The 23,749-nt window shown below is 39.2% G+C and carries 22 protein-coding genes; 8 read left to right on the plus strand and 14 right to left on the minus strand.

Annotated elements, in window-relative coordinates:
• Nucleotides 1–396 precede the first annotated feature (396 nt).
• Nucleotides 397–1,203, minus strand: coding sequence for a hypothetical protein (locus OQE68_RS25395; RefSeq protein ID WP_180567136.1), 807 nt, complete (start codon nucleotides 1,201–1,203; stop codon nucleotides 397–399).
• Between the two features lie 30 nt (nucleotides 1,204–1,233).
• Nucleotides 1,234–2,037, minus strand: a complete 804-nt coding sequence (locus OQE68_RS25400) for a substrate-binding periplasmic protein (protein WP_180567137.1) — start codon at nucleotides 2,035–2,037, stop codon at nucleotides 1,234–1,236.
• A gap of 311 nt (nucleotides 2,038–2,348) precedes the next feature.
• On the opposite strand from OQE68_RS25400, the gene OQE68_RS25405 reads away from it, so the two are divergent.
• Nucleotides 2,349–4,415, plus strand: a complete 2,067-nt coding sequence (locus OQE68_RS25405; protein WP_180567138.1) for a flagellin N-terminal helical domain-containing protein — start codon at nucleotides 2,349–2,351, stop codon at nucleotides 4,413–4,415.
• Here the strand turns inward: OQE68_RS25405 and OQE68_RS25410 are convergent.
• The gene (locus tag OQE68_RS25410; protein ID WP_180567139.1) at nucleotides 4,412–4,891 is read right to left on the minus strand and encodes a hypothetical protein; all 480 of its coding nucleotides are present in this window, start codon (nucleotides 4,889–4,891) and stop codon (nucleotides 4,412–4,414) included. The genes OQE68_RS25405 and OQE68_RS25410 overlap by 4 nt on opposite strands.
• A gap of 378 nt (nucleotides 4,892–5,269) precedes the next feature.
• Between OQE68_RS25410 and OQE68_RS25415 the strand changes: the two genes are divergently transcribed.
• Nucleotides 5,270–6,337, plus strand: coding sequence for a TerC/Alx family metal homeostasis membrane protein (locus OQE68_RS25415; protein WP_180567140.1), 1,068 nt, complete (start codon nucleotides 5,270–5,272; stop codon nucleotides 6,335–6,337).
• A gap of 122 nt (nucleotides 6,338–6,459) precedes the next feature.
• Nucleotides 6,460–8,136: a bifunctional diguanylate cyclase/phosphodiesterase gene (locus tag OQE68_RS25420; protein WP_180567141.1), complete on the plus strand. Its 1,677-nt coding sequence runs from the start codon at nucleotides 6,460–6,462 to the stop codon at nucleotides 8,134–8,136.
• 20 nt (nucleotides 8,137–8,156) lie between these two features.
• On the opposite strand, the gene OQE68_RS25425 is transcribed toward OQE68_RS25420, so the two are convergent.
• Together OQE68_RS25425 and OQE68_RS25430 are read right to left on the minus strand one after the other, a co-directional pair.
• Nucleotides 8,157–9,410: a chitinase gene (locus OQE68_RS25425; RefSeq protein WP_255490771.1), complete on the minus strand. Its 1,254-nt coding sequence runs from the start codon at nucleotides 9,408–9,410 to the stop codon at nucleotides 8,157–8,159.
• 332 nt (nucleotides 9,411–9,742) lie between these two features.
• Nucleotides 9,743–9,955, minus strand: coding sequence for a hypothetical protein (locus OQE68_RS25430; protein WP_180567142.1), 213 nt, complete (start codon nucleotides 9,953–9,955; stop codon nucleotides 9,743–9,745).
• A 229-nt stretch (nucleotides 9,956–10,184) separates the two neighbouring features.
• Here OQE68_RS25430 and OQE68_RS25435 point away from each other — a divergent pair, with 229 nt between their 5' ends.
• Nucleotides 10,185–10,406: an acetyltransferase gene (locus OQE68_RS25435; RefSeq protein ID WP_180567143.1), complete on the plus strand. Its 222-nt coding sequence runs from the start codon at nucleotides 10,185–10,187 to the stop codon at nucleotides 10,404–10,406.
• Between the two features lie 10 nt (nucleotides 10,407–10,416).
• On the opposite strand, the gene OQE68_RS25440 is transcribed toward OQE68_RS25435, so the two are convergent.
• Nucleotides 10,417–11,577, minus strand: coding sequence for a CaiB/BaiF CoA transferase family protein (locus OQE68_RS25440; RefSeq protein ID WP_180567144.1), 1,161 nt, complete (start codon nucleotides 11,575–11,577; stop codon nucleotides 10,417–10,419).
• A 161-nt stretch (nucleotides 11,578–11,738) separates the two neighbouring features.
• Between OQE68_RS25440 and OQE68_RS25445 the strand changes: the two genes are divergently transcribed.
• Nucleotides 11,739–12,803, plus strand: a complete 1,065-nt coding sequence (locus tag OQE68_RS25445; RefSeq protein ID WP_180567145.1) for an SGNH/GDSL hydrolase family protein — start codon at nucleotides 11,739–11,741, stop codon at nucleotides 12,801–12,803.
• 124 nt (nucleotides 12,804–12,927) lie between these two features.
• Here the strand turns inward: OQE68_RS25445 and OQE68_RS25450 are convergent, their stop codons facing one another.
• The gene (locus OQE68_RS25450) at nucleotides 12,928–15,066 is read right to left on the minus strand and encodes a 3-hydroxyacyl-CoA dehydrogenase NAD-binding domain-containing protein (RefSeq protein ID WP_180567146.1); all 2,139 of its coding nucleotides are present in this window, start codon (nucleotides 15,064–15,066) and stop codon (nucleotides 12,928–12,930) included.
• A 7-nt stretch (nucleotides 15,067–15,073) separates the two neighbouring features.
• Entirely contained in the window at nucleotides 15,074–16,288 is a 1,215-nt protein-coding gene (locus OQE68_RS25455; protein WP_180567147.1) for an acetyl-CoA C-acetyltransferase, read from the minus strand.
• A 375-nt stretch (nucleotides 16,289–16,663) separates the two neighbouring features.
• Here OQE68_RS25455 and OQE68_RS25460 point away from each other — a divergent pair, with 375 nt between their 5' ends.
• Nucleotides 16,664–17,362 carry a substrate-binding periplasmic protein gene (locus OQE68_RS25460; RefSeq protein ID WP_180567148.1) on the plus strand — a complete coding sequence of 233 codons (699 nt, stop codon included), beginning with the start codon at nucleotides 16,664–16,666 and terminating at the stop codon, nucleotides 17,360–17,362.
• A 4-nt stretch (nucleotides 17,363–17,366) separates the two neighbouring features.
• On the opposite strand, the gene OQE68_RS25465 is transcribed toward OQE68_RS25460, so the two are convergent.
• Together OQE68_RS25465 and OQE68_RS25470 are read right to left on the minus strand one after the other, a co-directional pair.
• Nucleotides 17,367–18,152 (minus strand): substrate-binding periplasmic protein, encoded by a 786-nt coding sequence (locus tag OQE68_RS25465; RefSeq protein ID WP_180567149.1) that lies wholly within the window; start codon nucleotides 18,150–18,152, stop codon nucleotides 17,367–17,369.
• Nucleotides 18,153–18,252: 100 nt separating this feature from the next.
• A complete protein-coding gene (locus OQE68_RS25470; RefSeq protein WP_219339929.1) occupies nucleotides 18,253–19,131 on the minus strand; it encodes an extracellular medium-chain-length polyhydroxyalkanoate depolymerase in 879 nt (292 codons plus the stop codon).
• 193 nt (nucleotides 19,132–19,324) lie between these two features.
• On the opposite strand from OQE68_RS25470, the gene OQE68_RS30675 reads away from it, so the two are divergent.
• Nucleotides 19,325–20,173, plus strand: a complete 849-nt coding sequence (locus tag OQE68_RS30675) for a glycoside hydrolase family 19 protein (RefSeq protein WP_219339930.1) — start codon at nucleotides 19,325–19,327, stop codon at nucleotides 20,171–20,173.
• Nucleotides 20,174–20,335: 162 nt separating this feature from the next.
• Complete coding sequence (locus tag OQE68_RS31035; protein ID WP_180567150.1) at nucleotides 20,336–20,566, plus strand: lamin tail domain-containing protein; 231 nt, start codon at nucleotides 20,336–20,338, stop codon at nucleotides 20,564–20,566.
• 398 nt (nucleotides 20,567–20,964) lie between these two features.
• Here OQE68_RS31035 and OQE68_RS25485 read toward each other — a convergent pair whose 3' ends face one another.
• From OQE68_RS25485 to OQE68_RS25500, 4 genes are all read right to left on the minus strand, one after another.
• Nucleotides 20,965–22,626, minus strand: a complete 1,662-nt coding sequence (locus tag OQE68_RS25485; RefSeq protein WP_180567151.1) for a hypothetical protein — start codon at nucleotides 22,624–22,626, stop codon at nucleotides 20,965–20,967.
• Nucleotides 22,623–23,024, minus strand: a complete 402-nt coding sequence (locus OQE68_RS25490) for a hypothetical protein (protein ID WP_180567152.1) — start codon at nucleotides 23,022–23,024, stop codon at nucleotides 22,623–22,625. The genes OQE68_RS25485 and OQE68_RS25490 overlap by 4 nt, the downstream gene beginning before the upstream one ends.
• A gap of 91 nt (nucleotides 23,025–23,115) precedes the next feature.
• Nucleotides 23,116–23,499 (minus strand): hypothetical protein, encoded by a 384-nt coding sequence (locus tag OQE68_RS25495; protein ID WP_180567153.1) that lies wholly within the window; start codon nucleotides 23,497–23,499, stop codon nucleotides 23,116–23,118.
• A gap of 80 nt (nucleotides 23,500–23,579) precedes the next feature.
• Nucleotides 23,580–23,744, minus strand: coding sequence for a hypothetical protein (locus OQE68_RS25500; protein WP_180567154.1), 165 nt, complete (start codon nucleotides 23,742–23,744; stop codon nucleotides 23,580–23,582).
• Between the last annotated feature and the right edge of the window lie 5 nt (nucleotides 23,745–23,749).

Genomic DNA, 23,749 nt, shown 5'->3' on the forward strand with positions numbered 1-23,749 from the left:
AAAAAATATTCGCGAAAGGTATAGGGCTATTGGTAGTGAATATTGTCATTAAATAAGTCATGTTTGTGTGTGGCTTTTCATACCAAACAAAGTATAAAGGTCGCGACAACTATTTTTTTTATAAACTGGGCTTTTATTAAGAATAATATTTAGCAGGTATGCAATAACAGTGTAATTGAATTGATTTTTTATTTAGAAATTGGTTTGTTGCTATATGACAAACTAGCTGAATGAGCAATCGTTTATTAATATTGTGTAAAGCTTAGCTTCTGTTGTTAGTTTTCTGGTCTGTGCGGTTTTTGATCAGTGTAGGGCTGTTCTCACTGACGTTGGTATTGTTTGCTATCAAAGTAAAGCTACTGACACTCGAGTAGGGAGGGAAGTAACAACTATGTATTAATAATAATATTCTAAATAAGCATTATTAATTATTTCTTCAGCTTCTTTGCTATTAACTAATGAACCAAGAAAGGCGGTAAAGTCCTGACGGATTTTTTTACAAGGATATAAATTTGAGAAGGCATAATGAATATTCATTTTACCAAGTGAATATTTGGAAAGCTTAATGTTTTTTAGATCTGGATGATTGTTAAGTATGCCAAAATAGGTTTTATCTGCTATTAAATAACGGAAAATACCTTTTTTGAGGCGCCGAAAATAAGTATTGATGTCTCCGTAGCGGTAGTTAAAGTGATGAGCTGGTATATTGGTTAATTCAATTTGATTAATATCTAGGTTAATTGCACTGACTTTATAAAAAGAGTCTTTTAGGAATTGATCAAGTGGAAGCATATTTGTATTAAGTGCATAAATACCAATATCTGAGCTATAATAGTTTGGCTCAACCAGGGACAATAACTTGGGTGCGTTAATATTAGAGATAGGTATTAGATGGGCCTGTTCACTCTTGATGGATTTGATTACTTTAAAATAAGAGTGCAGTACAATAAAGTTAATTTTGATAGACATTGCATTGAAAAACTGTGATGCTATTTTAATGGCAGCACCTTTATAACCATTGCCAGACTTCCAATAAAGGGGAGGGTATTCATTGTAAAGTAAGATATTGATTTGCTTACAACTTGTTTTTTTCGCCTTTTCTGTCTTTTCTTCAGCGATTGCTTCTATTGATAAAACGCCATTTCCAATAAATATTAAAAAAAAAGCTAAAATAAAGTAACTACTACAATGGATGTATTTCATATAGAACCACCCTTGTAACTATAATCTTCATTAATTAGCTTGGGAACCGGCATAACGTTCAACAATTTTATTAACTCGACCAGAAGACTTCATTTTTTCTATAATGATATCAAGTTGCTCAACAAAGTCGTTTTTAAATGGGAAGCGTCCACCCCCTTGATTAGTGTAACCCACGTGGCCCCATTCAGCACTAATTACCACACCTTCTACAATGCGGCCATGTTCAGAAGGTTTATACTCACCATCTTTTTCCATTTGCTTTAGCTCCCAGAAAATCGATAGCTTATCATTGGCATAACAAGGAATACGGTTTTTAGCGACTTTAAGTAAGTTGATTCTAGTACCACCTGCACTTTCTACTTTAATTTTATCGCTGGCAACTAAACGCCAAAAATCAACACTGAACGTTTCAAACCCACTGTTTCTGCCAATGGTTAAGCCTATATAATCATAGGGCCAGTCGGTGCGGGGGCCTTCGGCAAATACTTCTTCACGACAAACTACCACTAACTGCTCTGCTAAGATAGGAACGGAGTAGGGGCCAATATATGGGCGAGCTTTTTTCCTTAGATAGGGCGGGTATAAAGCAAAACCCACCCCCTGTTCAAGAAACTTTAGACCCCGTTTCCAGGGGGTTGGACGAATTTGTACCTTATAATCTGTCATCTGCTTAAATGCTTCTTGCAAGACTTCAGTATAGATGCCCGTCATTTTGCCTTCATGAACATAAGAATAGGGTGGGTATGCATCGTCAGCAAAGACAGTCACAGGTTGTTCAGCATGGGCGCTAGTGGCAGCTAAAACTGCCCAGCACCAAGCGATAACCCTTTTCATTGTATCTCTCTCAATACTGCACTTGTTTATCAATAGGGGCTTATTTTGTAAGCTTCAGCATTCAAAATAGCAAAGATGTGTCAGAACGAAAGGCATTTAAATGGCAGTAAAAATCACTTTTGGTGAGGTGTATAGGCAAATCTGCTAACAGCCATGTTAGCTGCTACAATATTATTAAAATCTAATTTCAGTAGTATGAACAGTTAACGGCAAGTTTGAGATAATATTAAACGTATAAAAAGGGTTTTTTAAAATAATTTCCAATATTAGTGATATCAGTTATTGCTTAATCTAATAGAGTTAGTGACATTATGCCACAAGTCATCAATACCAATGTGACTGCACTCATTGCACAACGTACGTTGAATAGCACTCAGCAGGCGGAAGACAATACGTTATCGAGGTTGGCATCCGGCTTACGAGTCAATAGTACTAAAGATGACGCAGCAGGCTTTGCTATCTCCATTCGGTTTGACTCACATATTAGAGGATCTGCTATTGCCATTCGTAATGCTAATGACGGTATATCACTAGCACAAACAGCAGAAGGTGCTTTTACCTCCGTCATTAATAACTTACAGCGAGTGAGAGAGCTTGCATTACAGTCAGCGAATAGCAGTAATACAGAAGTAGATAGAATTGCCCTCAATGAAGAAATAATTCAACTGATAGATGAAATTCAGACGGTAGCAAAAAATACCAACTTTAATAGCAAAAATCTGTTAGATGGTTCCTTAACTAATACGTTATTTCAAACGGGAGGCAATCTAGGTGAGGCTATACCTCTTTCAATTGCCAAAGTGACAACTGATAGCTTAGGGAGTGCTTTAGCTGATGGTATTTCTTCAACACGTCCAGGGGCATTAACAACACTTGGGAGTGGTGATTTAGTTATTAATCGGATTCCTATCGCAGCACCAACAGGTATTGATGATAATGCTTCAACCCATGAAAATGAGCGAAGTGCTATTGCCATCGCAGCGGCTATAAATAAATCTGCAGATTTAACTGAGGTAACGGCCAGGGCCAATCCAAATGTGGTTGGCTATTCGGGTTTTTTAGCCGCTACCAATGCGACAGTAAATGGTGCAATTGTTATTAACAATATATCAATAAACGTATCAACCAATGTCAATTTAGATGCGAATGTTAACCGTGAGTCGGTTATTTCAACTATTAATAATGCCACTGGCCAAACAGGTGTCCGCGCTGTTAATACTGGTAACATCAATACAGGTATTACCTTAATTGCTGATGATGGGCGCAATATTCGTTATGACGATAACGGATCGGGTTTATCAGCCGCAGTCGCTATTGCTGCTGCAGCGACTCAAACCTATGTGGGTAGTTATACTTTAGTTGCTAAAAACCAGCAGCCAATTACCATCGATTTTGGCCAGTCAGATATTGGCCGCTTTACGGGTTTAGCATTTGGTACCTATAGCGGCGGCAATAGTGGAGTGGTGGGGAGGAGAGTAAGCACCTCTGCACTTAGCACGGGTGACTTGGTTATTAATGGGATTGCAGTAGGGCCGTCATTAACTGCTTATGATACAGCTTCTTCCGTTAATAATGGTGGTTCGGCTATTGCCAAAGCATTTGCTATTAACTTGGTTAAAGCGCAAACGGGGGTTACCGCCACAGTATTACCAACGGTCGTCTATGCCCGCTCGGTGAACCCAGGTAATGATCGTAATGAGTCGGTTGAAATTAATGGTGTAACCATTGGCCTGGTGTTTACAGCGGCAGATTCTGAAAGCCAAATTATTGATAAAGTAGTCACTGCTGTTAATAGAAAGTCCGGTCGAACGGGCATAACAGCTGAAGTATTTGGTGACTCTTTTCGTTTAATTGCTCCAGATGGTCGCAATGTCAATTTGGCAAATGAAACAGCCAATGCGAATGATGCTGGCTTTAATGTACCTTCTATTGGCGCTAATACAGCTGCTTCAATTCAATTACTATCCGCTGGAAAAATTGAAATCAGCACTAATAATCCATTTTTATCCATTGATCGAGTGGGTTTTAGAGTAGGTACTTACGGTAATCTAGAGCAAGGACAGCTGTTGCAACATATTGATGTGACTAGTGTCGAAGGGGCTAATTTAGCCATTAAGGCTGTTGATAATGCTATAGAGCAAATTGCATTTCAACAAGCAAAGCTAGGAGCGATCCAAAATCGATTTTTATCGGCCATCAATAACCTGCAAGTCAACAATGAAAATCTGGCATCAGCAAAGTCTCGTATTGTTGATGCTGACTTTGCTGCGGAAACAGCGACTTTTTCCCGTATCCAGGTCCTTCAACAGGCAGGTATCTCAGTTTTAGCTCAGGCTAATGCTAAGCCTCAGCAAGTATTGGAGCTACTGCAGTTTTAATTTGTTTGTAGTTCAAATGAAATTTCAGCACCATCTATTGCTTTGTCTAGCTGGCCACTTTCTTTATTGACTAATAAGCCACCAGAGATAACTTTTTTCTCTTTTGTCCCATCATCTTTGAACAGGTTAGGGAGAACTTGGGTGTTCGCTATTGGCTGCGGTTTGTTGTTAGTATCACCACTGGTCAACATTGTTTGGTCAACCTTAAGGACAAGAGGTTTTCTGGTTGTTGACGTTGCAGCAGCGTTATTGCTAGTCGACTGACTTGCTAAGGTATTTTTAGGTGGGTTAGTCGCTTTTGCTGCTGGCTTAGGCTTAGCAGGCAGTTTAGTTTCTGATGGTTTTGCTATGCTAGTAGTTACTTTTTCTGAAGTTATCTCACTTGTCTGATTATCAGTGTCACAGCCGACTAGCACTAGCATCGTAGCTAAGAAGCTCATAGCCAAGCAGGCTGATTTGCGTTTGTTGCTTGTCAATGTGGTTGTCCTAATTAAAGGGTTTTATACACAAGTTATAGTACAACCAAATAAAAGGAGACGCGAGGAGTTTAAAAGGAGCGGGTTGCTTAACAGCATTCAGAAGGTAGCTGTAAGGTTCAGGTATATAAAACTTCGCATAATGTATATTATGTTAAATTATGTAAGTAATAGAGTCGCTTGGATCCAGCTCAAACCATTCACAACTATTGTCGTATAAAATACGACGTGTGACGTCTGTAGCTGTTCTGTATTACCCTTTTAAGTCACTCTACTTATTTCTAATAAGATTTCTTCGACTTACTGTGGCTAACAAGCTAGGCTTAAACTCGCGACTCTTATATATACATCGCAACCTGAATAGGAAGGTATGCCCAAATGGAACATTTTGGTTTTCCCATTGAGACAATCGTGATCCTCTTTACTGTTGTTTTTGTGTCTGTATCAATGGATTTATTTAGTCATCGTAATAAGGAAGAAGTGACTTTCAAGGATGCGGCTGGTTGGTCGGTATTTTGGATTGCATTATCAATTGCTTTTTATTACTACCTGAAAGTGCGGTTTAGTCCCGAATACGCCAGTTTATTTTTGGCTGGCTATGCGTTAGAAAAAGCACTTAGTATCGATAATATGATGGTATTTGTAGCGATTTTTTCCAGTTTTGGGATTAAAGGTATTTTACAGCACCGCATTTTGTATTATGGCATTGCTGGTGCGTTAATTTTTAGAGCCATATTTGTAGCGGCAGGCACGACACTGTTTGGGCTTACATCCTGGGTAGAGTTAGTGTTTGCGTTGATAGTCGCTTGGTCTGGATGGGCTCTTTGGCATGGTAGTGGTGATGATGACGACATTGATGACTATTCCGAACATTGGAGTGTTAACCTCACGAAAAAATACATGCCTGTACTTCCGCGCCTGGTAGGCAAAGCATTTTTTGTTCGGCGCGAGCAAGTAGAACAAATGAAACAAGATGACCCTACTCTCACGTTTAGTGACACAGCCAGGCATGGTGCTTGGTTTGCGACACCTATGTTTTTATGCCTGATTTGTATTGAGGTGTCTGATATTGTCTTTAGTTTTGATTCAGTGCCAGCAATTATTGCGGTTACACAAGAACCCTTGCTGGTTTATGCGGCGGTTATATTTGCTATTTTAGGTTTGCGTAATTTGTATTTTCTGCTAGCTGTCGCCGCAAAGTATCTCTGCCACTTAGAGCGAGCCGTGGCGTTTGTTTTAGTATTTATTGCGATTAAGCTAGGTGCTTCTGCAGTGGAGAAAACCTTTGGTGTGGAAACGTTTCATATTCCTCATGATGTCAGCCTGTATGTGGTATTGGGGCTTATCTTAGCGGGTGTGATTGCCAGTATTCTGTTTCCTATAAAGGAGGAGCAACCCGCTTCAGTACCTGCCAGCGCTGATGATGACCCCCCTACTTCTTCTTAACTATAAATTGAAGTGAGTAGTGTGACATTACAATTGCTGATTGGCTATTTCTGACCTAGGCTAAACTTAGTGAGTTTCGGTTTTTTGAAGTCAATTGTTATTTAGTCATTAAAGTTATATTCATGAAACCAAAGCAGTCAATATTAGGTCAACTTTTAGTTTCTATTGATGATTCATTAATCATTTGTGATGCTAAATCCTGTATTCACTCTGCAAGTCGTGCATTTTGCAAGCAGTGCGGTGAAAATGAACATGCAGTTATTAACCACCCATTATCCCAGTTTATTTCACAGTCAGAGTTAGAAAATAATATTGGCCCTTTGAAACAGGTCTTTAAAGACAGTACCTCCTGGAATGGCCGACTCTTAGTGGGAGCCAGCGGTCATCGGGTACCCAAGTCGGTGGAGATATCTCCTATTTTCACTAACAAACATCAACCCAAATTGTGGTTGTTAAGAATTGTTTCCGATGATCAATATACGACAACTACTAAAGAGAATAACAAAACTAATATTGATGAGCTCACTGGATTACCAAATCAGGTTCTATTGAAGGATCGGATTCAACAAAGCATGATCAATGCAAAACGAGCAGGTAAATCTGTCGCTGTGCTACTTTTTGCGATTGATCGTTTCTCCGATATAAAAGCAGGTTTTGGTCAACGGTTTAGTGATGAGCTTATATGCCAAGTGACTGATCGCCTGCATAGCTGTATCCGAAAAAGTGACACTATTGCCCGATTAATGGAAGATACTTTTGCTTTTGTTTTACAAGTTACCGCTTCAGATGACAGCGCAATTGTTTCACGAAAATTACTTCACTCAACAGAGGCGGCCTTTGCTATTGACCAACAAACAGTGCATATTCGTGCATCTGTGGGTATTAGTTTGTACCCAAGTGATAGTGAAACACCGGAAGGGTTGATTGAGTTGGCCTTTAGTGCACTTAATCATGCTAGGCAAGAGGGTGGAAATTGTTACGACTATTTTTCTACCGAAATGAATCGTCGGGCTAAAGCGCGTATTGAAATGGAAGCTCGTTTACGCCATGGTATCGCAAAAAATGAATTTCAACTGTTTTATCAACCAAAAGTCCGAGCAGATGATGGACGTATCGTCGGTATGGAAGGCTTAATTCGTTGGTTTGAAAATGGAACCTCTATGATATCGCCTGGTGAGTTTATTCCCGTTGCAGAAGAAACAGGGTTAATTGAACCAATAGGCATGTGGGTATTGGAGGAAGCCTGCCGACAAAATAAACTGTGGCAACAACAAGGCTTAGGACCCGTTAAGTTTTCAATTAATGTATCTGGCCGACAATTGAATAACCCTGATTTTGTTCAGCATGTACAAGATGTAATTAATCGTGTTCATATCAACCCAGAATTTTTAGAACTGGAAATCACTGAGAGCATGCTGGCGCATAATATTGAGCAAACTATTAACAAATTAGAGAAGATTCGAGAACTCGGGTGCTATTTATCAATTGATGATTTTGGCACAGGGTATTCCAGTTTAAGTTATCTTACTCGCTATCCGATCACTGCTTTAAAAATTGATCGTGCGTTTATTCATGATATTGAAGTAAATGAAAATACGGCAGAAGTAGCCAAAGCAATTATTGGTTTATCGCAAGGGCTTAATCTGGAAGTCATTGCAGAAGGCGCAGAGAATGTTCATCACATTGACTTTTTGCGTGCCCATCATTGTGATGCTGTTCAAGGCTTTTACTACAGCCGGCCACTCCCCGCTAATGAATTTGAGTCCCTATTAAAAACAGGCTACATAAAAGTAGCTTGATTTTAATTATCAAGTATTTCTTAGTTGTCAGGATCAATAATAACATCCTTAAAATGATGAACCACACAATTAATATAGTCCCCTGACTTTAAAGCAGTGTATGGGGTTTGATAATTAACGAGTTTACATGCATAGCTTTTTCCTGTGGGGGTATTTGGGTCCCAGCGCCAGTCTTGTTCCCAATAAATAGCGAGTGCTCCACTGCCCTGGTTATCAAATCGTTGCATATTGGCACAGCCTAATACTTCACTATCAGTGATTGATACGTTTAAGTGCTGGGTAAAATGCCTATAATAACTGATTCGATTTAATGACTGTTTATGCTCATTTTCTGCTCCACACTCTACCCCTCCATTAATAATATGGGTGGTGACACCAAAGCCAGGTAATAACCCTTTAGCTTGATCATGTTGGTTAGGCTGCCATGTGCCTTCCACCACATGTAGCATACTGGGCTTAGGGGGCTGAGGATAGACAAAGAAAAACACAGCACTAGCGAGATTTAACCAAGTATCAGCCACCTTTTCTGGCTGATCTAACAACGTACGTATAGTACCAAACATGGCGTCCGAAAATGGGCCATAATTATAATTATAACTTAACTGTTTTGCCCCACGGCCAAAATAACTCTTGAATGCGCCATCTTTAAACTTGCCACAAGGCCAGGTTTGACCTTGCCAGGTATCTGGATTGCATTCACTGTTATACCCTCCTCGCATGGTTTCAGTCCAACCCATTTCCCTTACCCAAAATAATCCTTGGCGCCATTCAGGTACTTCGTCATAAGGGTTATGTCCCCCTGTTTCCTGAGTAAAGTGAGCAAACATGGTGGCTAGTGATTTGCGACAAATAGCGTCGGCATTGCGTTTGTCTGAGTAATTTCCACAAAAAGCTGGAAATTTTCCAATGGCTTTTAAAAAATTATTATAAGTATACATTGGGTTGCGTTTAGGGAATAAATACTCCCAGTCTTTATTAGCAATAATAGACTCTACTCTTTTAACATTAGCTGGGTTGGTTTTACGATGTGGAGCAATATTCTCAACAATTTGGTTATTCAAAGTGGTAATTGAATGCCTGACCTGCCGCATAAGTTCGGAGTTGGTGAGTTCTGCTTCAGCCTTTTTAAGTTGGCTAAGTGGAATGGTGTAAGACTGGTTATATTGGTAAACTGAACTCCACATCCCTTGCTGATCAGGTATTGTAGGAGCACTGATGGCAAGCGATGAACTAAATGGAATGCAGTATAAGGAAAAAAAGAGGCGTGTTTTCATCATCATCTCCTTATGATAACTTTAAAGGTGCCCTTTTATACCCTTCACAAATAATTAAGAGAAAAGCTGACTTGTAAATTGGTATTGCATTTGTTCGGCCGATAAGTAACTTTTAGTAGAAGGCATTAGTTAACTGTAGCAGCTAATATTTATTAGCTGAAAAAAGAGAGAATTATAAAACTCAAATGTATACTCTTCGCGAATGATTTTTAGGCTTTGTTATCGTCGCTCTTAAACACCAAGGATGGTGTGAATATACTCACAGTGAAGTGTGCGCCTAGCAGTAAGATCCCTTCTCAATAACAAGGCGCATCGTCGGAGAAAATGGCTATTTAACAGGGCTCACAAATAACATAACCTGTTTCTGGGTCGACATTCTTAACTAGCCATTTCTCATTGAGAGAGTCAGTGATGGAAGCAACATTATTACTATTGTTAGCTTGTCTGGCTGGAATAACGTCACCTATTGCAGGTAAGTGGGTAAAGCTATAAGGAATGCACACATCCTTTTGTTCAAGCATTAAATAAACGGTTGCTTTTACCATAATAAGTAATCCTCATTAACTACTGTAACACGCCTTTATTATAATACTTTTCTCTCATGTATTTCTCTTACAGTTTTTTGACCTGAAATAGCAATATAAATTATATCACTAAAGAAACTCACGAAAAGACGAGTGATGTATGTGTAAATTGTACACATGGACTACTAGATACGACTATGCTAAAGGAAATCTAGTTCAAAGCAAAACACAAAATTGGGGGCAGTTTAGCATGTTCTTAAAAGAAAAAAATAATGGTCACCTGGTTGAAATTTTGAGCATAACTGAATTATTTGATTTATATCAACAAGAGGTGGTTGGCCGCTATCACTATGGCGAAGAAGTGCAAGACCCTGAAAAATTCAGTAAACAAAATTTAATTTTTCAATCAGGTGAAACCCTTCCCCGTTGTTGGGTTGACCCTCATTATAGAGACGCAGAGCTAAAACGATAGAGGGTCACAGTTACTCATGAATGGATGAGTTGAGTTTATCAGTTAACCACTGGTTATCTGCCCCCAGTGTACGACCAATATGTTGATAATGCGCTTTTGCATTAGAGAACTTAATAGGACAAGCCATTTGACGTTGCTTACCTTCGTTTGTATCTACTTCCACAACCATTTGTCGAGACTTAAAGTGTGGATGCTCACAGGCTTCAGCAACCGTTAAAACCGGATCAATACAAACATCTTCGGTCGCAAATCGCTGTTGCCAATACGCTAAATCCTCTGTTAAAAACAATCCTGTCAAGATTGCTTTCATTTGCTGTTGTGCAGCAGGTTGAGGGTTATTGGCAAGAGTCATTAACTCTGGTTTGTCAATGAGCTGACAAAACGACTGTAAGAACTTAGGTTCTAAGCAACCTAATGCCAAATACCGGCCATCACGGGTTTGGTAATAGTCGTAAAAACTTCCACCATTAAGTATTTGTTGCTCAGGTTTAGGTTCAATACCTGCCCCTAAAAAGCCAGAGCCGGCTAAAGCGTTCAAAGCAAAAGCACAATCAGCCATACTGATATCAATATGTTGACCCAACCCTGTGGTTTGTCGTGCCACTACCGCGGCTAAAATACCAATTACGCTGTGTAATGAGCCTCCTGCAACATCAGCAATTTGCACACTAGCTGGTGTTGGTGGCTGATCTTTGCGGCGAGAAGCATCTGCAATACCCGTTAGCGCTAAATAATTAATATCATGCCCTGCCCTTTGCTGGTAAGGACTGGACTGGCCATATCCAGTAATAGAACAATAAATCAGTTGAGGGTTAACAATTTTTAATTGCTCATAATCAAGCCCTAACCGAGTCATTACCCCTGGTCGAAACTGCTCAATAATAATATCGTACTCCATAATTAATTGCTTAACTGTTTTGACTGCATCAGGTTGTTTTAAATCTAAGGTAACTGATTTTTTATTGCGATTAATATAGGCATGTAACGCTGTTATTTTACCAACAAACGGCGGAGTGACTCGTGCTAAATCTGGTCGATTTGGTGATTCTATATGCAGTACGTTTGCCCCTAAATCAGCCAGTAACATTGACCCATATGGGCCTGGTAATAAAGTCGAAAAATCCAATATTTTCAATGATTGCAATGGTAAAACAGGTGAAGTATCTGGCATTTGGGTTATCCCTTTTGGTCTATCGAATAACAATCTTCCATGTTCGCTATTTAATGCTGTCGCTAATTGTAATACTAAAAAGACTGGTTCTTGTAAACAGGCGAATATTGTCTTAGAGTCTTGTGTGTCAATATAAACATTTATCAAGGTAGTGAAAAATAATGATAAGAACCATCGTATTTATTTTGAGTATATTTCCTATATTTGCTTTAGCAGGAAAGCAAGTGAATATTCACAATATAATCAGTTTTGGCGACAGTTTATCTGATGCGAGTAATAAACATCTCATTAGTTTATATATGAACCAAGCGTCAAATAATTTAATTAGTGTACGGGCATTACCACCTAATGTCAGTGGACGTTTTAGTAATGGGTTTACCTGGGTTGATCAGTTGCATATAAGTTTTTGGCGGCAGCCCTCTTTTCCTGCATTAAAAGTCATCAACTCAACTATGGTTATAGAGACTGCGGGTGAAAATCACGCTTATCCATTAAAGGTTAATTCTTTAACGGGTAATAATTGGTCAGTGGGGGGAGCCATGACGGGGGATGGCTACTTAGCTGATGAAACAGTTGCTGATGGTTCAACTGTTAGATCAGGCACAACGGTTTTGCCCAATATTGGCCAGCAGATAAGTGATTACTTGGCACAGCATAAAAAGTTTGCTCCCACCGATTTAGTCCTTATTCAAGGAGGCACCAACAACTTGTGGTTTACTTTGTTTGCTAACCAAGGTGATACAGGTACCTCAACGGCGCTAAAACTGGTTGAGCATATAAAACAGTTGCAACGGCATGGTGCTAAGCATATTTTAGTAATGAATATACCTCCATTATATCTTGGTGCTTGGTTAAACCCTTTCTATGACCAGGCCAAGGCATTTGTTGATGAATTTAACCAATCGTTAGCCAAAGAGCTAGATCACCTAATACAACTGCAGACATCCGCAAATATTTATTTAATGGATGCTGATGTTTTCTTGACTAAGGTTGTTAAGCAAATTCAAACTCAAGGCGAGTTTTATCATCAGCCAACAGCTATTCGTTTGAGTAATGTAAGTGACTCAGCTTGGAATTGGGTAACAAATGAGGTGGTAGAAAAGCCCAATCAATATATTTTCTGGGATGGCTTACACCCAACGGCAGCCGTACATCGTCTGCTTGCTTATCAAGCAGAACAACTATTGGAGCAATATGGAATTATTCCGGCTGGTATGGCAAAATAGTCTATCCCATATGTTAAATTGATGCTTGCGATTGAAGAGCTGTCTATGTATTACGAAAAAAGCTTTTTCAATCGCTAAACCTCGTAATACATACGTTGAACTGCATTCTGCTTCAAAGGCAATCTCAAAAGAAGAAGTCTCCTGTTTTGTATTGCTCTAACAATAGTGCTGGTGGTTGGAACCTTCTTCCGTATTTTTCTGCTAATTCTGTTGCTCTATTAATAAATGCCTGTAGACCATAATAATTAATATACTGTAGTACTCCACCCGTCCAAACTGGAAAACCAATACCAAATAAAGAACCAATATTGGCATCAGCCACACTGTTAAGCACGCCTTCTTTTAGACAGTGAAGCGACTCGATTGATTGGATAAATAATAATCTTTCTGCAATATCGGCTTTAGGAACAGTAGATGTGACTGGAAATAATTGGACTAAGTTTGGCCACAACTGTTTTTTGTCTTGTTTGGGATAGTCGTAAAAACCTCTCCCTGCTGCTCGACCTTTTCGGTTATATTCAACAAGCAGTTTATCTAACACATCATAGCCTGGTGCGGGAGTAAATGGGATACCAGCCTGCTCACAGTCAACTTTTTCTTGGTCACGAATACGGGCTAATAAACTTAAACTCACCTCATCAATCACTGCCAATGGCCCCACAGGCATTCCTGCTTTAACTGCTTCTCTTTCAAGCAACGCAGGCGCAACCCCTTCTTTGAGTAATGCAAGCCCTTCTAAACAGTATCGACCAAATACCCGGGAGGTAAAAAAACCACGACTATCATTAACAACAATGGGCGTTTTACGAATTTGCCGCACAAAATCAAATGCTTTAGCCAGAGTCGTTTGACTGGTTTGCTTGCCACGAATAATTTCGACTAATGGCATTTTGTCTACTGGAGAGAAAAAGTGTAAGCCAATAAACTGCTGTTGCTGCTCAATTGCTTGAGCAAGTCCAGTGATTGGCAGGGTTGACGTGTTGGAGGCAATCACGGCTGTTGTCGTAAGCTGCTGGGCAGCTGTCTGGGTAACATGGGTTTTTAACTGTCGATCTTCAAACACGGCTTCAATGATTAAATCACAACCGTGAAAATCAGTGTCAATGGTTGTACACTGAATTTTTTCAAGGATATCTGCGGCATTATCCGTAGTTAGTCTCCCTTGTTGGACTTGCTTTTGTAATAGTCGACGGCTGTAGTCTTTACCCTGCTCTGCTTTATCAATGGAAATATCTTTTAATACGACAGGAATACCCGCTTTGGCGGTGACATAAGCAATGCCAGCACCCATCATGCCTGCACCAATAACACCTACTTTTTCAGTTTTTACTGTAGAAACTGCTGGTGGCCGACTGTCACCACTATTAATTTTGTTAAGCTGATGCCATAGTGAAGTCATCATATTTTTAGCCACTGGCCCTGTCGTTAAAGAGACAAAATAGCGACTTTCAATATCATACGCCGTTTCAAAGTCTACTTGTGCGCCTTCCACAGCAGCACAGAGGATTTTTTCTGGTGCAGGCAAACAGCCTTTGGTTTTTTTAATGAGCATTGCGGGAGCAATCATCAACTTTTGGGCTAGTTGTGGTGAACTGGGATTACCCCTTGGCATTTTATAACCTGGTTTATCCCATGGTTGAACTGCATCCGGGTTCGCTTTTATCCAGGATTTAGCTTGGTTGATGAGTGCTACTTGTGAATCAGCTAATTCATGAATTAACCCTATTTGCTTGCCTTGCTGCGGATTAAACTTTTTCCCCTGCTGGATATAAGGCAGTGCAGCTTCAATACCTAAAAGCCTTACCATTCTGGTAATACCACCAGCGGCGGGTAATAACCCCAAAGTCACCTCAGGTAGCCCTAGTTGGATGCTGGGTTGATTGAGACATATTCGATAATGAGTGCTTAACGCTAGCTCAAATCCGCCACCCAGTGCTGCACCATTAATCGCCGCTACCACTGGTTTTCCTAGGGTTTCCAGTTGTCGCAAGGGTTGTTTGATATCATTAACCATTTGATAAACAATGCTAGCTGTTACCTGTTCACTCAGTTCGTTAAGATCACCTCCTGCACAAAAAGTCTCTTTTGCTGAGGTAATAATAATGCCTGCAATATTATCAAGGTCATTTTCCAGCCGAATAATCGTATTTTTCATTGCCTCTCGATAGGCGACGTTCATGGTATTGGTGGCTTGACCAGGAATATCAAGCGTGAGTGTGACAATCTTATCTGCATCGTGATGGTAGTGAATAATATGATTCATATGACGACTACCCCTGAACTCTTTCAATAACAGTTGCTATTCCCATTCCACCACCCACACATAATGTGATAACACCATACCGCAACTGTTGGCGTTCCAGTTCATCAAGTAAAGTCCCTAATAACATTGCTCCCGTTGCTCCCAAGGGGTGCCCCATGGCAATGGCTCCACCATTAACATTGATTTTTTCCAGTGGAATAGCCAGGGTTTTTGCAAACGTTAATACCACGGCAGCAAAGGCTTCATTCACCTCAAATAAATCGATATCGTCAATGGTTAAGCCAGCTTTAGCCAGGGCTTTCTGAGTAGCAGGCGCTGGTCCTGTTAACATTAACGTTGGGTCAGTGCTGGTCACCGCTGTGGCAACAATACGTCCTCTGGGGGTTAAGCCGATTTGGTTGGCAATGGCCTCATTGCCAATTAATACGACAGCGGCTCCATCTACAATACCCGATGCACTTCCTGCGGTGTGCAGGTGATGAATTTTTTCAAGGTGGGAATATACATTTAACGCTACCTCATCAAAGCCCAGTTCACCAATTTGAAAAAAGGCCGGTTTAAGTCCCGCTAATACATCAAGTGTTGTATCTGGTTTAATATTTTCATCTTTCTCTAGCAACAGTAAACCATTTTGATCTGTGACAGGAATAACCGATTGCTGAAAATAACCTTGTTCCCAGGCGTAGCTTGCTTTTTGTTGAGAGCTGACTGCATATTCATCAAGCTGGGTGCGGCTAAACCCTTCTAAAGAGGCAATTAAATCAGCGCTGATCCCCTGGGGAACAAAAGCCGTATGAATATTGGTTTCTGGGTCTAGTGCCCAAGCACCACCATCAGACCCCATGGGTACCCGAGACATAGACTCTACACCACCACAAACCACTAATTGTTCCCAGCCAGAAGCCACTTTCATCGCTGCCATATTGACCGCTTCCAGCCCAGAGGCACAAAACCGATTAATTTGTACACCAGCAACGGTAATATCCCAGTCAGCTAGGCTGGTCGCTGTTTTTGCAATATTGCCTCCTTGGTCACCAATGGGAGTGACACAACCTAAAACCACATCGTCAACCTGAGCTGTATCTAAATTATGTCGCTGTTGTAGTGCTGAAAGTAGATTGCTAACTAATCGTACGGGCTTAATGCAATATAAAGCACCATTGGACTTGCCTTTGCCCCGAGGAGTGCGAATGGCATCGAAAATATAAGCCTGTTGTGTCATAAGATCCTTCTAGTGGTTGTACAGTAATTATTTTTTACTGTGAGTATTTTTGTTTATTTTTAACACATAAAAATGAACGGTAACTAGTGTATACTCAAGAGTAAAAGGATATAACAGAGAAGTAAAAGGCTAAACTTTGACTTATCAGGCGAGGTTGTTATTTACAGGTTATTGGCACCTAGTGTGCTTAACACACTTTACTCCAGCGTGTCCATTTCAACTTAGATAGTCACTTTCAGTAATAGCGCTGGTTACAGCGATATCCACTATACTTCTTCTAATAATGCGTGTGCCTATATTATGACGAAGTCTTGTTTTGCATGTTGGTTCTATTATTTTGCTTCTTTCTATGCGGCTCATGGGAAAGCAGCCGATATGGACATACTCACCTATCATGACCAACCACCCTACATTATTGATAGAAAATCAGAAAAGGGACTCTCTTATGAAGTGATTAATGCTGTCAATAACACAATGAATACGTCCTATCACATTCGTATATTACCTAAAATGCGCCTGAAAAAAATGCTGACTGGTAAGCAAGGCGCTGTGATGATTTGGGCGGTTTCTCTTACCTTTGGTGGTATTGAAAATGCTAAACAACATGGTTTTATTTGGGGAAAAGCTTTGCTATATGACCAGCAAGGTTTTATTTCAAGAATTAATAAACCAGTCGAATATATGGGGCCTACATCATTATATGGGCTGGCCCTAGGAGGGGTGCAGGGACATACTTATTTTGGTTTGCAGGATGACATTGACAGTGGAAAAATCATTCGTATAAATAGCAGTAAAGAAGCTAAAAACATCAGGTTACTATTAGCGCAACGGCTTGATGTTATTACTATGGCTCACTCCAGTGCTAAATACTATGAAAATCTATTTCAAGTAGGCAATAAACTCTATTTTTCTAAACAACCACTTAACCGCTACTCCAGACATTTTTTAGCGTCAAAAAATCAATCGTCACACATCGATAGGGTCAACCATTGGTTGCATCATGCAGTTCAAAACGGTAGTTATAAGAAACTATTGGCTAAATATGGATTGGATACACTGATACCACCACGATGACTAGTTATTGGTAGGGATTACAAGGCTGTAGTGGGTTGTTCGTTAAATGATACTTGTCCAGAATCGCTTGCCATTGCTTATTACTAGGTAAGGTTTTAATGATGTTTTCTAAAAACTGATAAGCTGCTGCTTGTCCTGACTGCACAAGCATATGGCGGCTATAGCGGCTATGAGGCTTGGGTGAATGGCAAATTAAATGGCTGACCCCCATATCAACAGCTAAATAACGAACAGCGTTATTTGGAACAATAGTAAAATCCACTCGCCCAGCGATTAACACAATTAATGATTGATGAAAGGAAGCCACATCAAATCGTTTAATAGCACCTTGCTGGATACTTTCTTCAAGCCCATCATAGACATGACCTAATACACCGCCTAATTGAAGCCCTCTTAGTGATTCTTTCCCTTTGTAGAGCACCCCTCTTTTCAGTAAAGAAATGACTTCGTTAGTGTCTTGCATTAAAGGTGATGTCCATAAATATTTTTGCTGTTGTTTATCATTAAACCAAGCCGGATTAACCCAAATAACGATGCCATCATTACTATTTTTGAGTAATACATCTAAACGTTTGCGTGGAATAAAATGGGTTAAAAAGTGTAAGTGCTCTGGAGCAAGTTTATTCAGAAGGTCGACAAAGTCATAGGTAAGCCCTATGCGTTTGCTGTTATCAATAGAAAATGGCGGCGAGCTATAATAGGTCCAGATAATTACCGGACTGTTGGCATGAACGTCAATAGCATTACAATAGGTCATTGCAATTAGTAATAACAAAATAAACTTTGGCATGGGTTATCGGTGGTCAACACTCTGGGGTGATTAACGACTTATATAATGAATATAGCACCAAGGCGAGTAGCGCAGCTTATTGCATCACCCGCCCGAGAAGTTAATATTTATTAAACCACGCCACAATTTTAGAGGGAGACTCCTCAAACCAGCTATGCCCTTTTGTTAGGTTAGTCCATTGCTCCACCTCAATTCCTTGATTTATTAAGCGGCGATAATAACGCTTCATGGTCCACGCAGGTACGGTGACATCTAAAAGCCCATGGAGAAATAAAGTGGGTGGATGATCAATTGGTAAATCTAAGGGTACATGACAAACAGGACCAAGACAGGTGGCATAAGAAGCTGACTGAATGGCTAGCGCGCGAAATTCACCTGGAAATGACACCGCCATCCGACTGGTGTTGTATCCCCCACTGGAAATGCCGGTAGCAAATTTACGTTGATCATCTAATGGCCCAAATAAACCTTGTTTAATGCCCTCTAACACTCTACCAATAAACTGATAGTCAGTCGTCAACCGATAAGGTGTAGCACTGGCTAATAGATTAGTTTGCCATGCCAGATTAATGGCTGCTCTGGGAGCAATAACCGCAAACCCTGCATCTAACAGCTGCTTGATTAGCATCGCTTCATAAAAACCACCAAACGGATCAGTTTTATGCCGACGAAACTCCACAGGAAAAAAGCTCCCCTGATAAATGATCACCACTGGCCAGCCTTGAGCAGGTGGCTCCCCCACTGGCAGTTGATACTTCACTTCTCGTTTAATACCTGCATTGGCTTCAATATACAGCGAGTGATAACTACAACTCACAGCCCTGATCTCGTTTAAAACTGAATAGTCGAAATTGCAACGGCTGTCGTTGTAGGTGTTTTCAGCATCAACCATAGGGTTGGCTAATATATGGTTGTCAAATAATAATACTGTTAAAAGCCAAAGTGTGGTGAGATAAATTAGCTGTGATTTTTTCAACATAATCATTCCTTTTTTTTTGTTCATTTTTAATTTAATTGCCATAAACACTTCTCTACACAATGCGTGTAGAAATAAACTAGTGCTGCATTGTATCGTCTCAATAATAGCTTATGTTATGAGAAGGGAGCAGATTAAATTAGCAAGTTAATTTAGTAGTGTGAACAACCCAGTCTTGAAATAACGAGAGCAATTCATGAAATATACAGTTAAACCGGGAGATACGTTAGCGAGTATTGCATTAACATTTTATGGTGATGCCAACCTGTATCAGTTTATTGCTGATGCTAATGGAATCAAACAAATAGATAATATACAAGCAGGCTCGACTTTAATTCTTCCTGGAAAAAGTACAGATAAAACTGGCCAGCCGCAAACTGCAGAACAGTCTGCAACAGAACATGTATTTTCAGTGGCTATTACAGCAGACCAGTTACGGGAAATTATGCCGCAGATTCGAGAACAAGATGTAAGAGATTTTTTACCTGTTCTTAACCAGGAGATGCCACTGGTAGAAATTATCACAAGACTAAGACAAGCCCATTTTATTTCTCAGTTAGCTCATGAGAGTAGTAGTTTCCGCCGGCTAGAGGAAAATCTCAACTACAGTAAAACAGCCCTAGAACGGGTGTTTGGAAAATATTTTCCTACTCCAGCACTAGCTGAGCAGTATCAGCGAAAACCTGAAGCCATTGCCAATATTGTATATGCCAACAGAATGGGCAATGGTGATGAAGCCAGTGGTGATGGTTGGCGCTATCGAGGACGAGGGTTAATTCAATTAACAGGAAAAAACAACTATCAAGCTGCTTCAGAATACTGTGGTATTGACTTTATTAGAGAGCCAGAACGTATAGCCAGTGACCCTGCTTGTGCTGTAAAGGCTGCCTGTTGGTTTTGGCGTTCACGATTTTTAAACCGGTATGCAGACATAGATGATATCAAAATAGTCACCAAAAAAATAAATGGTGGTTACCATGGTTTGAAAGATCGTATGAAGTATTTAACAAAGGCTAAAGAAGCCTTTAATTATACAAGGAGCTAATAGTGATAAAGAACAATCAAGAAAAATCCAGCTGAAATCACTCGAATATGTGGTAATATCAATCAAGAACTAACACATAAAGCAGGAAAGCTTTATAGTAAACAACAGCCTTTAGGACTGGATAAGCAGTATATCAATAATTGGTGGACCGCTGCTTGCCTAGTGATAGAAAAGTATCAAATTATTATTTCAGATATTAAATATGAAGGTGCATTATGTCATAAGCATGAAGAATATTTAGAAATAAAAAACATAGGTCCACTTAGGACCAATCTCTCTGGATGGCATGTCAATGCAGGAGCAGAAGGTCAAGATTATCTATTTCCAGAACAAACCTACTTGGCACCGGGACAGGTAATACGTGTGTATATACCCATCACGACCTATAAATGATTCGTGATGGGTATACTGAAGTTCAAAATTTGATTAGAAGGCTCTAATAATAATTCATCGGTATCGAGTGATACTTTAAATCTATCAGATCTTGCCTAATAGATTCAAGTTCAAGGTGTACATCATTATATTTTCCAAATAGGAATTGATGTTGCAAATAGCAAAGTGAAATCACCCAGTTATGTTTTATTTTAATTGAAGGTTTAATGGGCGTGTTTTCTCCTATCTAGAAATAGAGGATCATAGAAATCATCAAGAAGGATATGGTGGCAGGATAATTATTTCTAATGCAGTATATTAAAAATATGGCGTAGGTATAATAGGGTTTAGTGAATATAAGGCACAAATGTTCTGGTTTTTATGATAGTGACTAATCTTAATTGATAGGTAGGTGTGTTTTACCAGAACTGGATTAGAGTAACCAATACACATGAGCCAAAAAAGGAAGGCCAGTAAATAAGCTTAGGTATAAAACTTTCTTGATAATCTAAAAAATGGATACTTATTACAGATGTATAAAGAACAGCACAGGTTGCGGTGATAATAATCATTACATAAGTAATAAAGTAAAAAAATTCTAAGTATATCATGCCTTTCGCTTGGAGTGCCTCCCGTAAGGATACATGGGAAATCACTAAAATAAAAAACAAGGCTGCACAGTACTCCAACACCATGGAGGTGCTAAAGCCCCACAAGCTTACTTGTTGTTCACACTTACTCCATAACATTAAAATACAAAATATCAGTAATGAAACAACTAAAATTGGAAAAATATGAGTGATGATTGGCCCAGTAATCTCTCTTTGTACTTGTAAGTTGAATTGTAATTGTGGCTCATCTAAAATTGACAGTTGTTCGGGCCTGCCTAATGTAACCTGAGGTTCAGGCTCTCGATAACTAAAATAAGATTTTGTTAGTTGCCAGCCATTTACAATTAAGTCATGGCTCACACCTGGTAGCGTATCAGGACTCAATTCAGAATAGCCAGTAAAATCTGGAATCAGTCGAAGAGACTTTTGATGAAGCTTAGGTAAAAATTTTATGCGAACGTTTTCTGTATCAAATGGAAAGGTAGTATGACTAAAAGGTTGTCGCAAGGTGGCATTAAAGTACCATAAACTATAGCCTTGATATTCGTGTATTTTTTTCCAAGTAATTGTCTGAGCATTGGCAATGATAAAGTCAGGTGTTTCCTTTATTTGTGTTATGTCACTTTGCTGCCATATTTTACCTGTTACTTCTATATTGTTTGCATCAAGAAATTGCATTGCTTGAATATAAATGCCCACACGTACGTCTTTGTTAGAAAAGGCATTTAGCTTTAATGATCTCCTATTTTTTTGCTGCGTTATTAGCTTTCGATTACGCAAAATAGTATTAAGCCCTTCCGTATCAACCACCTGTATGGAGTCATGCTCAGTAGCAATATGTTGAGTAAGTTCACTGTACCAAAGGTATATTAGATAACCAAACAGAAATATTGCAATAACTGTTGAAAGCTGCACCCAATAGTGAATAAGACTGTTTTGTCTTACGATTAAAGCAAACAGAGTGACCAGAAAAACTAACAAGAAAAATAGTATGAGTTTTTCTACTTTATCTTGTGAAAATGAGTAATCTCTTAACTCATCTGCCAGGATTACAGCACCTAAAATAGCATTTGTACCAGCAATTCTCTCTAAAGTTAACCAACACTCACGGCCATGAATGGGATGTTTAAACTTGATGAGCTTATTAGTATCCATATGTTTGCTTATTATACTTAATAGCTGGTGACTGCCTGTTAGGTTATGGATGTTTTTACCCATGACACCTGAGCTAGGATAAGAGACGATATTACCTTGATTTGTAATAATAAAACTGAAGCCTGTTTTACCTAATTTTAAAGTAGACACAATCCTTCTAAGGCCTTCAAGTGAAAAATTGATAAATATAATACCATCATAACCATTATCTAAAGAGGTATCGTAATCGGACTTAAATGGTAAAATATATTCAGCTAGCCAACTCTGAGCTGAATCACCAAAATAAGGCTCCATCCACATTGCACCGTATTTCAAAGGTTCATGGAACCAAAAAGTACGCGGTTTATCCGTATCTGGCTGGTCTGGTAGTGTATAATCATAGCGATCAGAAAGCTGCTGTTTTGCAGAATTGTCAGCTCCTTTCTGGACAGAGGCACTGTTTTATTAAATCGATAGCGCTTGAATACGACACCTCCTCTAAATGTATCAGAGGTCGATTGAACCATATTTTTAATTAACTGCCTAATCTCTTGGTCATTGTGCTTTGTCTGTTGTATTTGATCTTTCAGATAATTAGCAGCTAACACCAATAGCTCCATCTGTTTCTTTATTTGATTTTTGACCGAGTTGCCTTGTTGCTTTACATGATGACGTAAATTCTTATCAACTGTTTTTTTCTCAGTGTATTGATATGCAATTAACAGGCTAACCATTAGTTCACTTAGAATAGCTATCACTATAAAACTTTTAACTATCTTTTTTGAAAGAAATTGCATTTTAAATAAGTATATAGTTTAAGTTGAATTAAATGTTTTTTTTGTGATTAATGATAAAGAATCCACATGCACGATGAAATATATAACTAAATAGAAGGCTGGAAGTGATAAACCATAGTGCAACATAAGCATAAACAGGTAATGTTAATCGTGGATCGCCACTTGTTGCAATCAATGTATTAGCACTTGCCATGATTTCATTAACCCCAATAACAGAGGCGGTAGTAGACGCCATCAGTATAACTAAAAAATACTGCCATGATGCTTTTACTAAACCATCAACCTTTTCCTTATAAGGTAACTGTTGGTCTTGAAAAAACTTCAATAGCTGGTCCGATGAGAAACCTATGACAGGAATAGTGAGAGCAAAAATTGATTTAGCTAAAGAAGGAAGTGTGTAAATTTTACCCAATATAATAAACTCATTAGGTAGCATTAGCGCTAAGTAAAATAAAAATACAAAGCTAGGGATATTACGAAAAAAACTTGTTGCTATATCGCCCAATTTAGCAATATTTTTTTATTGCGAATTTTGGCCAGCATCCAACCAATAGGGATACCAAGAGTAATCGCAGCAATTGCAATAACCAAATTAAGTATATAACCACTGGCCAGCAGTGGTGTCCATTGCAATAGTTGGCCTATAATTGAAAACATAGTGA

The organism is Spartinivicinus marinus, from assembly GCF_026309355.1.
GTDB lineage: Bacteria > Pseudomonadota > Gammaproteobacteria > Pseudomonadales > Zooshikellaceae > Spartinivicinus > Spartinivicinus marinus.

What these genes read in the sequence shown, in the direction of transcription:
- OQE68_RS25395 (WP_180567136.1), bottom strand. Translation starts at nt 1,203, where the DNA reads ATGAAATACATCCATTGTAGTAGTTACTTTATTTTAGCTTTTTTTTTA.
- OQE68_RS25400 (WP_180567137.1), bottom strand. Translation starts at nt 2,037, where the DNA reads ATGAAAAGGGTTATCGCTTGGTGCTGGGCAGTTTTAGCTGCCACTAGC.
- OQE68_RS25405 (WP_180567138.1), top strand. Translation starts at nt 2,349, where the DNA reads ATGCCACAAGTCATCAATACCAATGTGACTGCACTCATTGCACAACGT.
- OQE68_RS25415 (WP_180567140.1), top strand. Translation starts at nt 5,270, where the DNA reads ATGGAACATTTTGGTTTTCCCATTGAGACAATCGTGATCCTCTTTACT.
- OQE68_RS25420 (WP_180567141.1), top strand. Translation starts at nt 6,460, where the DNA reads ATGAAACCAAAGCAGTCAATATTAGGTCAACTTTTAGTTTCTATTGAT.
- OQE68_RS25425 (WP_255490771.1), bottom strand. Translation starts at nt 9,410, where the DNA reads ATGAAAACACGCCTCTTTTTTTCCTTATACTGCATTCCATTTAGTTCA.
- OQE68_RS25430 (WP_180567142.1), bottom strand. Translation starts at nt 9,955, where the DNA reads ATGGTAAAAGCAACCGTTTATTTAATGCTTGAACAAAAGGATGTGTGC.
- OQE68_RS25435 (WP_180567143.1), top strand. Translation starts at nt 10,185, where the DNA reads ATGTTCTTAAAAGAAAAAAATAATGGTCACCTGGTTGAAATTTTGAGC.
- OQE68_RS25440 (WP_180567144.1), bottom strand. Translation starts at nt 11,577, where the DNA reads ATGCCAGATACTTCACCTGTTTTACCATTGCAATCATTGAAAATATTG.
- OQE68_RS25445 (WP_180567145.1), top strand. Translation starts at nt 11,739, where the DNA reads ATGATAAGAACCATCGTATTTATTTTGAGTATATTTCCTATATTTGCT.
- OQE68_RS25450 (WP_180567146.1), bottom strand. Translation starts at nt 15,066, where the DNA reads ATGAATCATATTATTCACTACCATCACGATGCAGATAAGATTGTCACA.
- OQE68_RS25455 (WP_180567147.1), bottom strand. Translation starts at nt 16,288, where the DNA reads ATGACACAACAGGCTTATATTTTCGATGCCATTCGCACTCCTCGGGGC.
- OQE68_RS25460 (WP_180567148.1), top strand. Translation starts at nt 16,664, where the DNA reads ATGGACATACTCACCTATCATGACCAACCACCCTACATTATTGATAGA.
- OQE68_RS25465 (WP_180567149.1), bottom strand. Translation starts at nt 18,152, where the DNA reads ATGCCAAAGTTTATTTTGTTATTACTAATTGCAATGACCTATTGTAAT.
- OQE68_RS25470 (WP_219339929.1), bottom strand. Translation starts at nt 19,131, where the DNA reads ATGTTGAAAAAATCACAGCTAATTTATCTCACCACACTTTGGCTTTTA.
- OQE68_RS30675 (WP_219339930.1), top strand. Translation starts at nt 19,325, where the DNA reads ATGAAATATACAGTTAAACCGGGAGATACGTTAGCGAGTATTGCATTA.
- OQE68_RS25490 (WP_180567152.1), bottom strand. Translation starts at nt 23,024, where the DNA reads ATGGTTAGCCTGTTAATTGCATATCAATACACTGAGAAAAAAACAGTT.
- OQE68_RS25500 (WP_180567154.1), bottom strand. Translation starts at nt 23,744, where the DNA reads ATGTTTTCAATTATAGGCCAACTATTGCAATGGACACCACTGCTGGCC.